The following is a 17,062-nucleotide window of genomic DNA, read 5'->3' as shown; positions in this document are numbered from 1 at the left end:
ACTTAAAGTTAAAATGGCGTTGAATGTCTTACTTGCCTACTTCGGAAATCATCGTGCCTGGATATTTTGGACCCTCAAATTTGTAGATAAATACTTTTGCATATGTATTGTCACCTTTGCCATCGAAGGAAACCTTCGTTGCGACACCTTGGAAGTCTTTGGTGGCGCGTACGGCATCGCGAACTTTATCACGGGCAGGCACTTTCCCACCGTCTGCCGTGCTCGCGGCTTTAATGCTGTTAAGAATGATTGTCATACAGTCATAGGCGTATGCGGAGTATCCGTCTGGGGCTTTGCCGAACTTGGTTTTGTATTGATCCGCCCATTTCAAACCATCTGGCGATTTGGTAATATCCGTTGAGATGGAAGCGTACAAGGCATCTTTTACTTTGTCACCAGCAACATCAACCAGACCTTGCGTATCCCAGCCATCAGCCCCCATGAAAGGCGCTGTAATTCCTTTATCGCGTGCTTGCTTGATCAGCAAACCGCCCTCAGCATATAGGCCTCCGAAGAATACGAAGTCAGGTTTCTTGCTAAGCGCAATGTTCAGCACCCCATTGAAATCCTTCTCACCTACGGTAATCCCCTCATAGCCGACTATATTTGCCCCTTGCTTGGTCGCCGCGTCTTTGAACGCTTCTGCTAAGCCTTGGCCGTAAGCTGTTTTGTCTTGGATGACGAAAATATTTTTGGCTTTCACTGTTTTAAAAGCATAATCAGCTGCTGCAGGACCTTGGAAATCATCCCTTGCAACAATTCGGTTCACGACCTTCAGATTACGATCGGTTACCTCCGTTGCCGTATTCGATGGTGAAACCATCACGATATTATTCTTTTCGTAAACGACTGAGGAGGGGATCGCTACGCCTGAGTTCATATGTCCAACAATTCCGAGAATTGCTGGGTCAGCACTAATGATCTCGGCATTGGCAACACCTTTTTTGGGATCTCCCTGGTCGTCATAGGGGATCAATTGGAGTTCAAAGCCCAGCTTGGCAAACTCCTCTTTGTGGTCATCCAAGGACATCTGAGCACCAAGCTTAATAGCTTCACCTTGAACGGCGCTGCCTCCCGACAATGGGGACTGAGTAGCAATTTTGATGACGCTCTTCGTGACTGTGCTGCTGGGTGTCGTTGTTCCTGTAGCAGTGCTTGAAGTTGTTTCATTCCCGCATCCTGCCAACATACTAATGGCAAGCGCCGATACTGAGATCAATAGAGCCGTCTTTTTCAAAATCATGAAACATCCTCCTCAGATAGTTTGATACGCAAAAATGCCGATTAAGCAGTATTCAGAACTTCGATTTAAGCTACGAAATTCATACAAAAACTACTCCATCGGCACTTTCAACACATGAACCTTCCCTATTTATATTATTAAAATTCATAGATTATGTCAATTAAACTAACATAAATATGCTAGAATATAAAGAAAATGAGCCTTGTTTGTTATAATTAATGACATTAACAGTTATTTGTTTTCTATTTACTGGAAAACAAACACTCTCAGAATCTAGTATTATCGTCCTGGACTCCCTTATCGGAACCAGAGGGGGTTTATACCCTAGTAAGGGAACTAGAGGGTCTTACTTCAGGGGAAGTCGGCTTACCTCGGGGTCCAGGGGTACTACAGGAGCTTATTTCACCTAAATCGTCCGATCATCCGATCGGAACGACGAAATCACGGACCACAGTTCCTCTCTCACGCCAAATAGGCTTTTTCCGGTGAAATAGCGGGCCACAGTTCCCTCCGAAAGAGCTACAGCATGAGACATGCCCCATTCGTCAGCAGAAAAAAAAATCTGACGAGTCAACCTTCGTCAGACCTTGATGTTAGCTACTTTACCCCCCCTTCACCTTCCACACACGCAAATCACCATACAACCAATTTCCACCTCACCCACCAATAACAAATCACAAAAAACCTTAGCGAGAATTCGCTATGGCTTCATACAGGGAACTGAAGCCCTCGCTGCAGTTCACTCCAGCTTTAAAAAAACAAAGAGGCTATCCCAAGTCATCCAATGACCGCGGGACAGCCCCTCTTGCCGCACTACTTCCAATACCGCCTAGACGCGCAATGCTCTTGAGCCAACTTAAACGTTCTCATATCCACCAATTCGATAGACTTGGTAGTTTCAGGGGAATGAATCATCTGATTATCCCCTGCATAAATCCCTACATGGTGAATAGATCCCTTTCCTTCCTCATGGGCGAAAAAGACCAAGTCCCCCGCTTCCAGTTGTTCCTTCTCAACAGGAGTTCCCTGTTTGGCTTGGTCCGAGGCATCTCTAGGAATCAAATTCCCAAAATATCTATGCATGGTATACGCAAAGCCAGAGCAGTCAAAGCCGTAGGAGGATGCTCCTCCCCATAAATAAGGCAGATCGAGGAACCTCTTCGCCTGTTCCACGATTCCTTGCCCAATGTCAGCCACTCCTGCCTGAGGAGCTAAAGGACCATCAATCAAGCGAATATCATCCGCTTTCAGGTACCCCGTCCCCTCTGGCGTCTGCACTTTCACCAGCTTCCCCATCTCCTCCAGCACTGGCAGAGAGGTCAGATAGCTTAGCTCAATTAGCTGTTGGGACGGACTTTTATACAACCACGCTTTATCGGAAATCACTTCGGCTCTCTTCGAGCCGAGAGGAGCATCCGACGCTTCAACCAAGTGGCAGCTTGGCACCCAGCCAGGATAACCCAATGCCTCCTTGCGCGTCCCTTGCTGAGGGATAAACACCTTACTCCAGCCATCGCTTTCCTCCGCGACAAGGACGGATGAACCATACAGAATTTGCGTCTGAACTCTGTTCGCCAGACACAAATCCAACCTTTCTCTAAGCGTCATCTGACCCAGCCACTCTCTTATCTCGGCCGGATACCTTATCGCAGGCTCATCCACGGGACGCGGCGAATCCGGCTTGGTCCATACGGTTGCTACAGAAACAGCGACCATCATCCGTTTCGGCATACTCGTACTCATATCCATACTCACATCCCTCCTCATGACCCCACTGGCGTTTGGCTGTGGACCACATCCAGGATACCAAGCCCAGATGCTTTCGGGAAGGTCATTACCCTTCCATCATACTGCACACCGCCAACCACAATATCCTGAAGCATCATTAACGGCGCATCGAAATCACAGCGGGTAATATTCTTCTTGCTAGCAGCAAGATGAGCGGCAGCCGTTACAGCCACACGGGATTCGATCATGCTGCCAACCATGCACTCGACACCGAACTCTTCCGCAATATGATTAATAATTTGCGCTTTGTATATACCGCCAGATTTCATCAATTTAATATTAATTAAGTCCGCCGCACGACTTTTCAGCACCTCGAAGGCTTGAACGGGTGAAAACACGCTCTCATCCGCCATAATGGGAGTTTCAACGTGATCCGTCACCATCTTCAACCCTTCGATGTCTCCCGCTTTCACTGGCTGCTCGACCAGTTCGATGTCGAGTCCCAAATCCTCCATGCGCCGAATCGTCCGAATAGCATCCTTCACCTGCCAGCCTTGATTCGCATCAATGCGTATTTTCACGTCGCTACCTATACATCTGCGGATTTCCTTGATCCTTTCGATATCCTCCAAGAGGTCGTCCTTACCCACTTTAATCTTCAATACATTGAAGCCATCTTGCACATAACGAACCGCATCTTCTCCCATTTCCTTCGGGGAATTAACACTAACCGTGAAATCCGTTTCAATCTGATCCTTATAACCGCCAAGGAATTGATACAACGGCAGACCACAGTTTTGCGCAACTAGATCGTAAATCGCCATATCCACAGCTGCTTTAGCACTGCTGCTTCCGATCATCGATTGATGAAGCTCCTGCAGAATGCGTTCATAAGCTAGTAGACTTTTGCCCACCAACAACGGAGTGAATGTATTTACGATAGCCGAGTGGATGCTATCCAAGCTGTCACCTGTTATGACAATGGTCGCTGGAGCCTCCCCCCAACCAACTCTGCCGTCGTTACTCTTAATTCGGACAATGATAGACTCCGTACTGTATACGGTACGCAGCGCTGTTTTAAATGGCTTCTTAAGCGGAGTTGACTGCCGCATGACTTCAACACTTTGAATAATGCTCATGTTATTGCCTCCTTATGCCTCTACACCGGGTTCCGTACATGCAAGCAACTTCTCGTAAGTACTCATCCTCGCTCTCACACCTATGGGGATCGCAATATTCGGCGAGCAGTGACCAATTCTAAAACCGGATAGTGTCGGCTTCCCAGCAGGAACGATGTGATGGTCAAAAATCTCCTCTAAAGTAAACGACACTTTCCGTTTATTTGGTTCACAATTATGAAAATCACAAATCAGAATACCAGCCGCATCGGCAAACTTCCCAGCATGCTTGAGCTGATTTAACATACGATCCACCCTGTAAGGCTCTTCGTCAATATCTTCGATAAAGAGAAGTTTCCCCTTTGTATCCAGCTCATATGGCGTCCCTAGCGTACTCACAATTAAAGAGAGGTTGCCTCCAACAATTGGTCCAGCAGCTTCTCCTTCCACTAACGTTTGTAGCGGGGAAATCTCCTCCGTGTAACGAAGAACCGAAGGACGAAGGAGCGTTTCATAATTCTGAACCGTAAGCGGGTGCACATCATCTTTCCCAAAATCAATCAACATGGGGCCGTGAAAAGTAACCAAACCTGCAAACCTGCTAATAGCCGCATGCAAAAAGGTAATATCGCTATACCCCCAGAATATCTTCGGATTAGCGCGAATAAGGTCATAGTTCAGCAAGTCCGCGATCCTTCCGGTACCGTACCCACCACGCGCACAAATGATAGCTTTGATGGCCGGATCAGCAAACATAGCATTCAGCTCCCCAGCCCGCTCTTCATCCGTTCCCGCCAAGTAGCCATGCTTCTTGAACAGGGTATCCCCCAACCGAACTCGCAGCCCCATTTGTTCTAAAATGGTTGATGCCGCCTTCACCTGCTCCGTGTCTACCCAACATGCCGGCGCCATAATGCCTACTGTATCACCAGGGCTTAGCCGCCTTGGTTTTATAAGCTCAGCCATGACTACAAGCCTCCTTTCTCGCATGAAAAAAGGGAGAAGCACCCCTTAAAGGTGCATCCCTCCATCTTCCAAATTTATTTCAAATCTGCCCATTTAAAGTCTAAGAACCCGAAAGCATGTCTAACGACACCTTCCAATTTATCGCTTTGCAGATAAGTAGAGTTATAGAAGTAAAGCGGTAGAACTGGAGCTTCGTCCATCAAAATCTTCTCCGCATCATGCATCATTTTGTATCGTTTAGTCTCATCTGTTTCTACATAGGCATCTTTGATCAATTTATCATACGCAGGATTTACCCACCCTGTACGGCTGAACGGATTCGTCGATTGGAAGCCATCCAGGAAGTTGATCGGATCTGCAAAATCCGGAAGGAAAGAAGAACGAGACAATTGCAGCTGTAGATCCTTTTGCTCCGTAGTCAGCACTTTACCTTCTTTGTTTGCCAGTTTCACATCAATACCTAGGTTATCTTTGAGCATGGCTTGCAGCGTTTGAGCAATTCGTTGACTAACATCATTGGTGTTATACGTCAAAGTTACGTCAGGCAGCTTCGAGTATCCCTTTTCCTGCATCCCTTTTTCCAAAAGCTTCTTCGCTTCACCCGCATCAAACTTGATCAGGCTGCCGCCAACTTTACGGAAATCTCCGCCCGCAGGATCGTTAAGTCCTGGAGACACATAACCGTCAGCCGGTTTCTGCTTTTGCTTCAAAACCAAATCCACAAGTTTCTGTCTGTCTACTGCCGCAACAAATGCCTTACGAATGTTGGCGTTATCGAATGGTGCCATCTTCACATTAAAACGGTAGAAAGCCGTACCTGCGGCATCTTCAACCTTCACTTTGTTGTCTGCGAACAATTTATCGCTCATGTCAGCCGGAATGGAACCCGTTGTATGAAGCTCCCCGGTAGTGAAGAGTTGATAAGCCGTGTTCGTGTCATTGATCATTTTGAAAGTAACGCCTGACAATTTTACGTTGGCAGCATCCCAGTATTGATCGTTTTTTACCATTTTAAGCTCGCTATCGTGTTTCCATTCCGTAATTTTGAAGGGTCCGTTACTTACAATCGTAGCCGCCTCACCTGCCCATTTGGCATTGCCTTCCACAGTAGCCTTATGTACCGGGAAAAACGCAGGACTGGATACCATACCCACTAACCATGAAGCAGGCTGCGACAAAGTAACCTCCAACGTCTTGTCATCCAGCGCCTTGATTTTCACATCATCCGCCGACCCCTTGCCGGAGTTAAATGCTTCAGCACCTTCAATTGGGTAGGCAAGGAATGCCGCATCAGAAGCTGTTTTCGGATCCAGCAGACGTTTCCAGGCGTACTCAAAATCAGCAGCTTTCACCGGATCTCCGTTGGACCATTTGATACCGTCGCGCAGCGTAAAGGTAACCTTCTTCCCGTCCGGCGTGATTTTCCATTCTTTCGCCATTGCTGGCTCAGGCGTCTGGTTTTTGCCAAGACGCGTCAACCCCTCGAACGCGTTATTAACAACGTCGTAGGAGACTTGGTCAAATCCTTTCGGCGGATCGAGAGATGTTGGTTCTTTTAAATTGTTGTAGAGGAGGACCTTGGACTTCGCTTCTGTGGCCGCTTCCGTCTGTTTGGCTCCAGACTCTTGCGTTCCGGAACCAGGATCTTTGCTGCACCCAGCTAGTAGCGTACTAATTACCAATACGGAGCTGATTAGCAATGCTGACACTTTTTTCATGTGCACTTCTCCCCTTCATTCATCGTCTTATTTATCCTAGAGCCGTCAGGCTATTTCTCTTGATCGACGGCTGGAATACAACTTGAGAGCGCGGATCCTGAAGCCAACAGGCGACGGAATGGCCGCTCGAAACATCAGTCTGCTCCGGCTGGTAGACACCGCATACTTCCATTGCATAACTGCAGCGCGCCGCAAAAGCGCAGCCTTGGGGCGGAGCAAACAGATCCGGCGGCGTTCCCGCAATTGGCGTAAGCGGAAGCGACTTATCTGTGTCCAGACGCGGCATGGAAGCCAGCAGCCCTTTGGTATAAGGATGTTGGGGGTTGCGGAACAGCTCATCCACGGTCCCTGATTCAACAACCTTGCCGGCATACATCACATTGACCCGGTCAGCCATATTCGCAACAACACCTAGGTCATGTGTAATGATAATGATAGACACCCCTGTTTTCTTCTGAAGCATCTTGAAAAGCTCAATGATTTGCGCTTGAATGGTGACATCAAGCGCGGTAGTTGGCTCATCCGCAATAAGCACCGAAGGTTTGCAAACCGCTGCGATTGCAATCATAATCCGCTGTCTCATACCACCGCTAAATTCATGCAAATATTGCTTCAAACGCATCTCAGGATTGGAAATGCCAACGAGCCCCAGCATTTCTGTTGCTTGCTTCCGCGCTTCCGAACGTGATATTTTCTGATGGCGAATAATCCCTTCCATGATCTGTTCACCAATGGAAATCGTAGGATTTAGCGCCGTCATAGCATCTTGGAAAATCATCGAAATTTCAGAGCCTCTCAGCTCTCGCAGCTGCTTTTCGCTCAGCTCGGTCAACTCTCTTCCTTTATACCGAACACTGCCTTGGCTGATCTTCGAGCTTTGCTCAGGAAGAAGGCGCGTCACGCTGCGTGCTGTTACACTTTTGCCGCAGCCGGATTCGCCTACGATAGCCAAAGTTTCTCCCTTTTCTAACGAAAAGCTGACTCCGCGAACCGCCTTCACTTCTCCACCATGCGTGGTGAACGAGACATGAAGATTGTCCACTTCCAATATAACGTCGGGCGAGTTCGTTGTTTTCACCTCGGCTACCTCCTCCTTCTCGGATTAAAAGCGTCCTGCAAACCATCACCAACCAAGTTAAAAGCAAGCATCGTGATCGATATGAAAAATGCCGGATAAAATAACCGCCACCATTGCCCTGACAAAATGGTCGAAAGACCATCATTAGCCATTACGCCCCAGCTTGCAAGCGGAGGCTGAATGCCTAAGCCCAGAAAGCTCAGGAACGCTTCCGCGAATATGGCGGAAGGCACCGAGAACGTCACCTGCACGATAATGACGCCTATGGCATTAGGCAGCAAATGCTTGCGGATAATGTAACCCGCGCCACCACCCAATGTTCTTGCCGCCAGCACGTATTCCGATGACTTCAGGCTAAGCACCTGCCCGCGTACAATTCGCGCCATGCCAATCCAGCCCGTTGCACTCAAAGCCACTATGATCGTTAGCAGCCCCGGTCCCATGACAACCATCAACAAGATGACTACGAGTAGATAAGGAATCCCGTATAGAAGATCAACGAATCGCATCATGATGTTATCGATTCGTCCTCCCAAGTAACCGGCGATGCCGCCATAAATAATGCCGATAACGAAATCGATTAAGGCCGCCATGAGTCCGATAAACAGCGAGATGCGCGCTCCATACAGGATACGGGCGTATACATCGCGTCCAAGCTCATCCGTCCCGAACCAGTGAGCGGCCGAAGGCTTCTGGTTGGCATCCAGCAGCACCTGCTTTGAATAACTCTGGTCGGTAAGGATGGGTCCAAGTATCGCGAGCAGCGCCATCAAAATAATAATGATCAGCCCCGCCATGGCGAGTTTATTGGCACGCAGTCTAATCCAAGCTTCCTGCCAAAACGACAGCCGCATACGAACTATAGCTTCTGATGTCCCTTTATTCTTGGCCATAGGGACAAACAAGGAATCTGGAACGTTCATCGCTTACCCCTCCTTCCTGTGCAGCTTGATGCGGGGGTCAACTAGCCCGTAGGCGATATCCACCAGAAACATCATAATCACGAGCAGCGCGCTATAAAATACAGTCGTTCCCATAATGAGCGAGTAATCGCGATTATTAATGCCATCGACGAAATATTTGCCCATTCCTGGAATAGCAAAAATCTTTTCAATAACAAAACTCCCTGTCAGAACATTGGCTACCAAAGCCCCCAGCAGAGTAATGACCGGAAGCACCGCATTTCGAAGTGCGTGCTTGATGACGATCGTAGCTGGCGATAGACCTTTGGCCCTTGCCGTTTCGATGTAGTCGGCAGTAAGCACTTCCAACATGCTCGCTCTCGTCAACCTAGCTATAATCGCAAGCGGGCCCGTTGATAAGGCAAGCGCTGGAAGAATGACATGCTTCCACGTCCCCCAAGTGGCTACCGGAAGGAGCTTCCACTCGACCGCTACATATTTAATCAACAAGGTAGCTACGATGAAGTTAGGTACTGCTATGCCGATAACCGCGAAGATCATGGCGAGGTAGTCGATTATACGGTTTTGCCGGAGTGCAGCGACCGTGCCAAGCGCGATTCCTGTGACGATCGAAATCAGGATCGATACGATGCCCAGCTTAAACGAAACTGGAAATCCCCTGCTGATCATGGAATTGACAGTATCGGGAAAGTGGCCGATGGACGGTCCAAGATCCAATGAAAGCAATGATTTTAAATAAAGTACGTACTGCGTCGTTATCGGCTCATCTAAGTGGTAGAATTCCATCAAATTCTGAACCGCCGTCGGATTCGAACTCTTGCCCTCTTTCTCAAACGGCGACCCTGGAACAGCGTGCATCAGTGCAAATGTAACCGTAATAATTAGCCACAGTGTGACAATCATGGAGATAAATCTACGAAGAATATATTGTGTCACGCTATCACCCACTCTCGCTTTTTAACAAAATGCCGTTCTCATCGCTAGTTCCGTCATAACCAACATGGCTCGGTAAGCCTCAAGAATGTCTATCGCCTGAAAGGTCACTGTAGGACCGTTATCATCTAGGGTCGTACCCGGCATCAGGTGAGCCCATTCCGCTTGACCATAGTTGGCGAATTCAATCTTCAGCACGGGATGGTCCGGCGGCACCAGCGGCTTCACTCTACCCGCGTTAGCCAGCGCTTCCTTTGTTTTTTCCTGAAGCAGCAGTCCACTTTTCTCGGGGGTTAAGCACATTGCCGAAGTTCGCGATATCCGCTTTTTCACAATCGCTGTCGTAATCCCTGGAATTAGCTCCTCCGCTTCAATCGCGGTTTCATCATCCCCAGCAACTAGTAGAACCGGCACACCATAATGACCAGCAACATAAGCATTGAAACCCAACTCGCCAATGACCCTATCATTGATATACATATTACGAACGCCGAAAATCATCGTATGGCTTAGAACACCTTTGGTCGCCGCTCTCGTGTGATAGCCTAGAAATGCCGCACCCGAGAAGGAAGCATCTAATCCCTGTACCATGGAAAAAGGCTTCACATCGCCCGAAATTAACTGCGTTTCGGGATGCAGCTTCTCGATTAACAGATTATTCATTTTAGAGTGACTATCATTCACAATGACTTCCTTGCAGCCTTCATCAAAAGCAGATCGTATAACATGGTTCGCTTCATCCGTCATGATGTGCTGCCCGCGAGTGTAGTTGTACTGCCTGGAATCCACAAATGTGTTATCAACTAGTCCAGTTATACCTTCCATATCTATGGAAATATAAAGCTTCATGGGTACGCCTCCAGTATTGTAAAGTAACAAAAACCCAGCAAACAGCCTCGGGAAGATACCTCCCAAGAAACCATTTGCTGGGTTTTATTTACGGGTATGTTGCCATACGGATAAATAAAGCAGCTTACACTGTACCGGAAGATTGGAATCCCAGCTCTTCCCGGCCGTTAAGTGCTAATTTGTATTTTTTTTGCGCGTCTTTATACGCTACGATCAAAGCTTTTTGGGATGATCCATGGTATCTCTGGCGGATTTCCTCCGCCACCACATCAAGGAGAAGCATGTTGTGCCCGATGAAGATCGAGCGGACAAATTCCGATGTGAGCGGTATGGTGGATGAACACCCTGCATCAACAATTTTGTGGCTTGACGTATCTACGACAAGGCCAATAAAAAAGGCATTATACTGCTGGGTAATCGGATTGTTCACAGAAGCTTGCGCGTCGCCGATGATGTAAATCGTGTCTTTGTCGTATACCAAACGACCACTCTCCTTATTAGCATTCCGGTCCATTTCTGAGTGGGATGTGGGAAGAGATTGAGTCTCCCTACGACCACTAGAAGCTAGAATACTAACGATGTAATATATACTAACATCGAAATAACATGTTGTAAATATGTAAATATCGAATCTCTATCGCTCTCTCAAGATTTGAGGAAAGCAGCCTGCAATACTCGTGCAAGTTCTTCTTCTGCCTCAAAATAAACGCCTTGTTCTTTCCTTTGAATAAGACCATTGATGAGCAGAATGAACCCCCATTTTTCTTGTTTATGAAAATACATGTCACTTAGCAGACCGTACGCATCACCGGAATGCCCAATAAGTCTGTGCCCCGGGATCAGATCGTCTGTCATCTGAAACTGGAGCCCGCAATTGCGGAAGAAACCATCTTGTCGATGACCTGACCAATGCGGCGCGTGCATGAGATCCACAGATGCTGACGTCAGGATTTGAACATTGTTCAATTTACCGGCGTTAGAATGCGCTTCCATAAAACGAGTCAAGTTATCAACCGTTGTGCGAAGACCACCCTGCGGGCTAAACAATGCCCCGTTGGTACCTGGTACATAGCCGCTGTAATCTATGGCTTCCGGTTTCTTCCCACGAAAATCGTCCGTACTTGCCATAAATCGATCATCGGCCGCTGAGTATTCATACAACACAGCAACGGAATCCATGTCCTTCAAGTCACCGATATTAAAACTCGTATCGTACATGTGAAGTGGTTCAAACAGATGTTTCTTGCAGTATTCGTCAAATCGTTCATTCGAAAGCTGCTCCACCACAGTCGCTAGAATAACAGCACCTAGATTCGAATATTCGAAGTAATCCGGATCCCCCGGCCGTCCATCGCCCCAGAGATTGTCTGTGTAATAAGTTCCGCCTGGCAGCAGGATATCTGCAAGACGTATCTTAGGTGGATTCTCGCTACGCGAATCAACGACAAAACGAACATATTCATCTTGCAATCCCGAAGTATGGGTCATCATCATCTTGAGCGTTATCGGTGTATCTGGATACTTGGGACTGCGTACGGGAAATCCGAGTATGTCGCTTACATCCTGATCAATTCCGCATAAACCTTGCTCAACTAGCTGCATAATCGCTGTCGCGACGACCGTCTTCGAAATAGAAGCGATGCGAAATATCGTTTGAGATGTAACGGGGATGCGTCTCTCTACATTCGCCAAGCCATATCCCGCGCTCCAAATCTGTCTTCCTTCACGCATCACGGAGGCCGCTAATCCAACGATCCGATGCTTGTCCATCACCCGCCGAATCTGTTCATCCAAAGAATTCAAGCTGATCCTCCTTCGCCCTGATTTGTAAAAGAATTGATCCTTATAGATTCATTATAGTAAAGTCTTTTCGTACTGTGTAGTATTTTTTTGACGCACTTCCTTTTTAGCGGCAATTACGAACATAATCGCGAACCCCGCTACACCCATAAGCGCCATGAACGCACTGATCGTATACATGGCATGCGCGCCCAATTCCTGAAATATCAAGCCCCCGGCGATCCCGGCAACCATGCCAGACAAACCTCCCCAACTCAAGGCATAAACAGCTTGCCCTGATGCCCTGTATGCCGGTGGAATTAAATATGCCGTCAGCTGTGTTCCCACATAATAATAGCCAGCGAACGTTATGGAATTTAAGGCTTGGATGAAAAGAATGTGATAAGGCGATGTCGCCGCTGCCATTAGGAACCAGCGCAGCGCGTACAATAAACTAACAGCCGCCAGACAAAAAAACATGCTCCTTCGATCTTTTTTCAAAAAACGGTCGAACAGTAAGTAAACAGGTATTTCAAAAATGGAGGCAAAAAATGCGGACCATCCGATTAAGGAACTTTTCCCTCCTAGTTCGGACATATAAATGGAGACAAATGTGTTATTCATCGCGTTAGGAATCGAAATAAGAATCCCCAATAGAATGAAGACCATAAACCATTTATCACTCATAATTTGCAGATAATCGCCCTTCTTGCCACTCTTGATTGGGCCTCCCAGCTCTCGGCTTCTCCCACCCTTAGGCAGCATCCACGCGAATACAATGGATAATCCCATCATGACACCGCACACTTTCCACAAATCTCGAATACCTAGCCATTCCATGACAGGACCTGTCGCCAGTGCCATTAACGCCCAACCAAGCGCACCCCACAGCCGGAAAGAACCAAACTTGTGATTCGTATGCTCAATCGCCTCCAGAATAAGGCTATTGGATTGAGCAAACAAAGGGCTCTGAAAGCAGAAAAATACAAGTAAGAAAGTCACAAGAAATGGGTAAGAATCCGTAAAAAAGACCGTTTGCAGGCTAAGTAAGCTGCCGATCAGAAGAATGATCAGAATGCGCCTTACATTAGACAAACGGTCGCTCCAATAGCCCCAGAACGGATTGGCGATTAACGAAAGAACAGGCCCGCCGGCCAGCAGCAAGCCTATCGCAACGCTAGAAATGCCTAATTCTTTCAAGTACAGCGGGAAGAATGCACTATAAATAGCGAAGGCGCCATATAAAATAAAGCTAAATGCTTTGATGACGCCGAACGGGTGATCTTTGAGTCTTGCGATTACGGACATAGGTGTCACGCTATCCTTTCTAAGCTCTTAAGTCGTATGGACAAGCTTCCGATACTGCGTAGGGGTAACTCCTGTGTATGTTTTGAAAATGGAACAGAAGTATTTATATTCTTTGTAACCAACGCTTTCAGCGATTTCAAAGACGCGATCATCGGTCCCAGACAGCTTGGCTTTCGCCTGTTCGATGCGTACTTCGTTCAGATACTCAGCGAACCCTTTGCCGAACTTTTGCTTAAAGAGAATGCTGAAGTAATTAGGTGTTATTTTCAGCCACGCAGCAACCTCAGATGCCTTAATATCCTTGTTGTACCTGGCTTCAATGTACGATTGAACCCTGTCTGCAAGCCAATGATTTTTCCCAGTTAGTGAATTATGGATCAATGAGAACATGGACGCAAGCTCCGCGCGCAGCAGGGACTCCATCGCCCTGTAGGAGTTGTGCACCAAGAGATCGATCTCCTGAGAATGAAAGATGTTGAGATACCCCGTCAAATCTATGCCAGCCGCTCGCAGCCGCCTTTGAAGAATAATGACCAGTTCCTGGAACGCATGCCATATTTCCTTAATTAAGCTGCCACTCTCGCGAAACTCCTGCATAATTTCATCAATTTGCTGGCGCAGCTCCCCATCATTTTCTTGAAACAGAGCATGAATCAGATTTTTCTCCAATACGATCAATTCAGGCAGACGATGACTTCTCTTGAAAATAAGTTCTTCATCATGAAATACAATTGGCGCTAGGGAAGATAACACGGCATAGTGCAACAAAGAAATAGCCTCCATGCAGCTAGCGTGAATCTGCTCTGAACCTTGGAACGGACGGGAAATACTGGCATGCAGATCAAGATCGTCTGACAACCTCAGTACTCCGCTCAAAATGTTATGAAGATCCTTCGCACTCATAGATAATGGGCCCACAACTAGCGACAGCAGCAAATTCTGATGTTGGAAAAATGAAACGGTCTCCAGCCCAGATGATCTTAGGGCGGAGTCAACGCTTATTTCCCAGAGCCCCCGCTTCTCTCTGCGTTTCTCTTCGGACGAACGCTGGCTCCACTCTGCATAATCGGAGAGCTGCGTTGCGATCATCCAACAGTTACATGAGCCGATCGTCATCATCAGAGGCACATAATCATCATTTTGATCGACTACCCTTTGTTGCAGCTGCCCCATCAACCATTTACGCGTCCGTTCTACTTCTTGCTCACCCATAAGCTTCCGCTCTTGCTTGATCTCTTCGCCAATTCGCTGTACCATGCTCATCAATTCATCGATATTCACCGGTTTAAGCAAATAATCTTCGATACCGAGCCGCAGTGCCTGCCGAGCATATTCAAAATGATCATATCCGCTAAGAATGATGACGCGTGACTGAGGGAAGCGTTTCTTCAATTCCTTCGCAAGCTCAAGTCCGTCCATTCCTTCCATGTTCACATCTGTCAACACGACATCCACTGGACAATGTTCCAAGAATGCAAGCGCTTCTATGCCATCATAGGCTTCTCCGACAACCTCAACACCAATCGATTCCCAGGAAATGGTATGACGCAAACCTTGGCAAATAATGGGCTCATCATCTACAATTAGCATTTTGATGGTCATCGCTTCTCCTCCTGAGCACTCATTTGAAATGGCAGTCTTATCCTTACGCAAGCTCCAGCCTGTGATGTTTCCGAAGGAAGCTCGATCCCATAACCTTCGCCGTATTCAAGCTGTATACGCTCATGAATGTTGCAGATCGCATGGTTCATGATGCCCTCATCGCCGGCTCGATCTTGAAGAACCTGACGGATGACCTCAAGTTTGTCTTTGGCAAAACCAACGCCAGAATCCATAACATCAATCAGCACATCCTGCTCCGTCATATAGCAGCGGACATCAATGCGGCCACCTCCGCGTTTAAAACCATGTTTGATGCTGTTCTCTACCAACGGCTGAATGATCTTCTTCAAAAGAACAGCATGGCTTAACTCCTCCTCCATGTGCACGGTGAATTGGAGTTTACTTCCCATTCGCTTCTGCTGTAAGTTCAGGTAAGCAAGAACAAATTCCAATTCCTCAGGCATTGTCGTGTATCGCTTGCCGCTATTCTGCCCCATTCGAAAAAACTTCGACAGGGTTTCAATTAACTGACTCGTCTCCGCTGCTTTCTCCAATCTTGCCGTCCAACGGATCATATCCAGTGTATTATATAAAAAATGAGGGTCCATTTGACTTTGCAGAATTCGGAGCTCTGATTCCTTCTGTCGAATCTCCAATTTATACTTTTTATCGATCAACTCCTTGATCGTCATAACCATGTTGTTAAACTGTCGACCAAGTTCCCCTACCTCGTCACGAGATCGAACTTTAACCTGCACCGAGAAATCACCTTTTTTAAGCTTAGAAGTTTGTTTGCTTAGCTCCAGCATCGGGCGGATCATGGCGAACTCGAACCCGATTAAGGCTATTAATCCAAAAATAAGAATAATGAGAATCAAAAATTTGAGCGAGGCTTTGATCGCTTCTGTTTTCTGAACGATAGTTTGATCCTTAATCATCGCTACGATATACCAGCCCGTTGACTTCATTGGCTGACTGAAAACAACATAGGAAGCCCCATCTTCCTTCAAGGAAGAGACCTTTTTGGACAACCCCCCACTAAATTGACTTAGCAAAGTATCACTTGGGTAAGGATGTCCAATCAGATTTTCATTTTGATGCAAAACAACACTGCCCCCTGGCCGAACAATAAAGATAGATCCCTGATCCTGAGGAACAGCCGACATCAATAAGTCCGTGATTTCCGACTCATCCAAGCGTACAATAACTTTACCTACCGGACGTGAAGGATTATCAAAGGAGTTGATGACACGAAACATGGAAACAACCCGTTTATTTCCCGTCCAACCACTCTCCAGTTGATAGGAATCCGTCCATATGACCCCGCCTCTTCTCGCCTCGGCAAAGTTTGTCCACGATTGTTCCAACCCTTTGACAGGTTCGCCCATTTGGAGCTGATTGCCTCCTACACCTTCGAGGGAAATCGACTTAATGTATCTCTTCGACATGATTTGAAAGGCAATAAAGCCTTCGATCGTCGTCTGATCTTTGTTCATTTGCACCATATTGCCCGGTGTGGTCGGTGTCTCCATGAACCTTCGAAAGTTCTCTTGATAAATCATATAGTCCGATAAATCTTCAATAGCCTTTATTTTCTCGGACAAATTCAGTTCAATTGTATTCAAATTCTTCTCCATAGCATCAATAAACTGCTGCCGCAAAATAGCATCATAACGGCTCAGAATGACACTTCCGATCAAAAGGGAGGGGAGTGTCACCAACAAAATGAAGATTGCGATCGACTTTGTTCTTAAACTGAAGTGCAAGAAAGGATATCTGTTAAGTCTCATCTAGTTCCATCCCCTTCATCGGTATCA

General features: G+C 47.1%; 15 protein-coding genes. All 15 read right to left on the bottom strand.

Going from position 1 to position 17,062, the window contains the following annotated elements; all coding sequences use genetic code 11:
• Positions 1 to 28 precede the first annotated feature (28 nt).
• The 15 genes from AC58VC_RS19490 to AC58VC_RS19420 all read right to left on the bottom strand — a co-directional run bounded on the left by AC58VC_RS19490 (position 29) and on the right by AC58VC_RS19420 (position 17,035).
• Positions 29 to 1,243: a branched-chain amino acid ABC transporter substrate-binding protein gene (locus AC58VC_RS19490; protein ID WP_497370483.1), complete on the bottom strand. Its 1,215-nt coding sequence runs from the start codon at positions 1,241 to 1,243 to the stop codon at positions 29 to 31.
• Between the two features lie 406 nt (positions 1,244 to 1,649).
• Entirely contained in the window at positions 1,650 to 1,817 is a 168-nt protein-coding gene (locus tag AC58VC_RS19485; RefSeq protein WP_497370482.1) for a hypothetical protein, read from the bottom strand.
• Positions 1,818 to 2,056: 239 nt separating this feature from the next.
• The gene (locus AC58VC_RS19480) at positions 2,057 to 2,992 is read right to left on the bottom strand and encodes a C40 family peptidase (protein ID WP_497370481.1); all 936 of its coding nucleotides are present in this window, start codon (positions 2,990 to 2,992) and stop codon (positions 2,057 to 2,059) included.
• A 14-nt stretch (positions 2,993 to 3,006) separates the two neighbouring features.
• Positions 3,007 to 4,110 carry a dipeptide epimerase gene (locus tag AC58VC_RS19475; protein ID WP_497370480.1) on the bottom strand — a complete coding sequence of 368 codons (1,104 nt, stop codon included), beginning with the start codon at positions 4,108 to 4,110 and terminating at the stop codon, positions 3,007 to 3,009.
• A 12-nt stretch (positions 4,111 to 4,122) separates the two neighbouring features.
• Entirely contained in the window at positions 4,123 to 5,055 is a 933-nt protein-coding gene (locus AC58VC_RS19470) for a S66 peptidase family protein (protein ID WP_497370479.1), read from the bottom strand.
• A gap of 74 nt (positions 5,056 to 5,129) precedes the next feature.
• A complete protein-coding gene (locus AC58VC_RS19465; protein ID WP_497370478.1) occupies positions 5,130 to 6,773 on the bottom strand; it encodes a peptide ABC transporter substrate-binding protein in 1,644 nt (547 codons plus the stop codon).
• Positions 6,774 to 6,804: 31 nt separating this feature from the next.
• On the bottom strand, positions 6,805 to 7,851 hold the full coding sequence (locus AC58VC_RS19460) for an ABC transporter ATP-binding protein (RefSeq protein ID WP_497370477.1): 1,047 nt from the start codon (positions 7,849 to 7,851) through the stop codon (positions 6,805 to 6,807).
• Between the two features lie 5 nt (positions 7,852 to 7,856).
• Positions 7,857 to 8,774: an ABC transporter permease gene (locus AC58VC_RS19455; protein WP_497370476.1), complete on the bottom strand. Its 918-nt coding sequence runs from the start codon at positions 8,772 to 8,774 to the stop codon at positions 7,857 to 7,859.
• A gap of 3 nt (positions 8,775 to 8,777) precedes the next feature.
• Positions 8,778 to 9,710, bottom strand: a complete 933-nt coding sequence (locus tag AC58VC_RS19450) for an ABC transporter permease (protein WP_497370475.1) — start codon at positions 9,708 to 9,710, stop codon at positions 8,778 to 8,780.
• A 21-nt stretch (positions 9,711 to 9,731) separates the two neighbouring features.
• Complete coding sequence (dppA, locus tag AC58VC_RS19445) at positions 9,732 to 10,556, bottom strand: D-aminopeptidase DppA (protein WP_497370474.1); 825 nt, start codon at positions 10,554 to 10,556, stop codon at positions 9,732 to 9,734.
• A gap of 124 nt (positions 10,557 to 10,680) precedes the next feature.
• Complete coding sequence (locus AC58VC_RS19440) at positions 10,681 to 11,037, bottom strand: DUF3870 domain-containing protein (protein ID WP_145660233.1); 357 nt, start codon at positions 11,035 to 11,037, stop codon at positions 10,681 to 10,683.
• 164 nt (positions 11,038 to 11,201) lie between these two features.
• Positions 11,202 to 12,359, bottom strand: a complete 1,158-nt coding sequence (locus AC58VC_RS19435) for a serine hydrolase domain-containing protein (RefSeq protein WP_497370473.1) — start codon at positions 12,357 to 12,359, stop codon at positions 11,202 to 11,204.
• Between the two features lie 51 nt (positions 12,360 to 12,410).
• Complete coding sequence (locus AC58VC_RS19430) at positions 12,411 to 13,643, bottom strand: MFS transporter (RefSeq protein ID WP_497370472.1); 1,233 nt, start codon at positions 13,641 to 13,643, stop codon at positions 12,411 to 12,413.
• Between the two features lie 27 nt (positions 13,644 to 13,670).
• Positions 13,671 to 15,245: a response regulator transcription factor gene (locus AC58VC_RS19425; RefSeq protein ID WP_497370471.1), complete on the bottom strand. Its 1,575-nt coding sequence runs from the start codon at positions 15,243 to 15,245 to the stop codon at positions 13,671 to 13,673.
• Positions 15,242 to 17,035, bottom strand: a complete 1,794-nt coding sequence (locus AC58VC_RS19420) for a sensor histidine kinase (RefSeq protein ID WP_497370470.1) — start codon at positions 17,033 to 17,035, stop codon at positions 15,242 to 15,244. Before AC58VC_RS19420 ends, AC58VC_RS19425 begins: the two co-directional genes overlap by 4 nt.
• Between the last annotated feature and the right edge of the window lie 27 nt (positions 17,036 to 17,062).

The organism is Paenibacillus sp. J22R67 (assembly GCF_059692175.1).
Note: the sequence above shows the minus strand (reverse complement) of the source record. Positions and strands in the feature narration are given on the sequence as shown.

Coding starts and splice junctions, on each gene's coding strand:
- AC58VC_RS19425 (WP_497370471.1), bottom strand. CDS start 15,245: ATGACCATCAAAATGCTAATTGTAGATGATGAGCCCATTATTTGCCAA.
- AC58VC_RS19455 (WP_497370476.1), bottom strand. CDS start 8,774: ATGAACGTTCCAGATTCCTTGTTTGTCCCTATGGCCAAGAATAAAGGG.
- dppA (WP_497370474.1), bottom strand. CDS start 10,556: ATGAAGCTTTATATTTCCATAGATATGGAAGGTATAACTGGACTAGTT.
- AC58VC_RS19480 (WP_497370481.1), bottom strand. CDS start 2,992: ATGGATATGAGTACGAGTATGCCGAAACGGATGATGGTCGCTGTTTCT.
- AC58VC_RS19490 (WP_497370483.1), bottom strand. CDS start 1,243: ATGATTTTGAAAAAGACGGCTCTATTGATCTCAGTATCGGCGCTTGCC.
- AC58VC_RS19470 (WP_497370479.1), bottom strand. CDS start 5,055: ATGGCTGAGCTTATAAAACCAAGGCGGCTAAGCCCTGGTGATACAGTA.
- AC58VC_RS19475 (WP_497370480.1), bottom strand. CDS start 4,110: ATGAGCATTATTCAAAGTGTTGAAGTCATGCGGCAGTCAACTCCGCTT.
- AC58VC_RS19430 (WP_497370472.1), bottom strand. CDS start 13,643: ATGTCCGTAATCGCAAGACTCAAAGATCACCCGTTCGGCGTCATCAAA.
- AC58VC_RS19420 (WP_497370470.1), bottom strand. CDS start 17,035: ATGAGACTTAACAGATATCCTTTCTTGCACTTCAGTTTAAGAACAAAG.
- AC58VC_RS19465 (WP_497370478.1), bottom strand. CDS start 6,773: ATGAAAAAAGTGTCAGCATTGCTAATCAGCTCCGTATTGGTAATTAGT.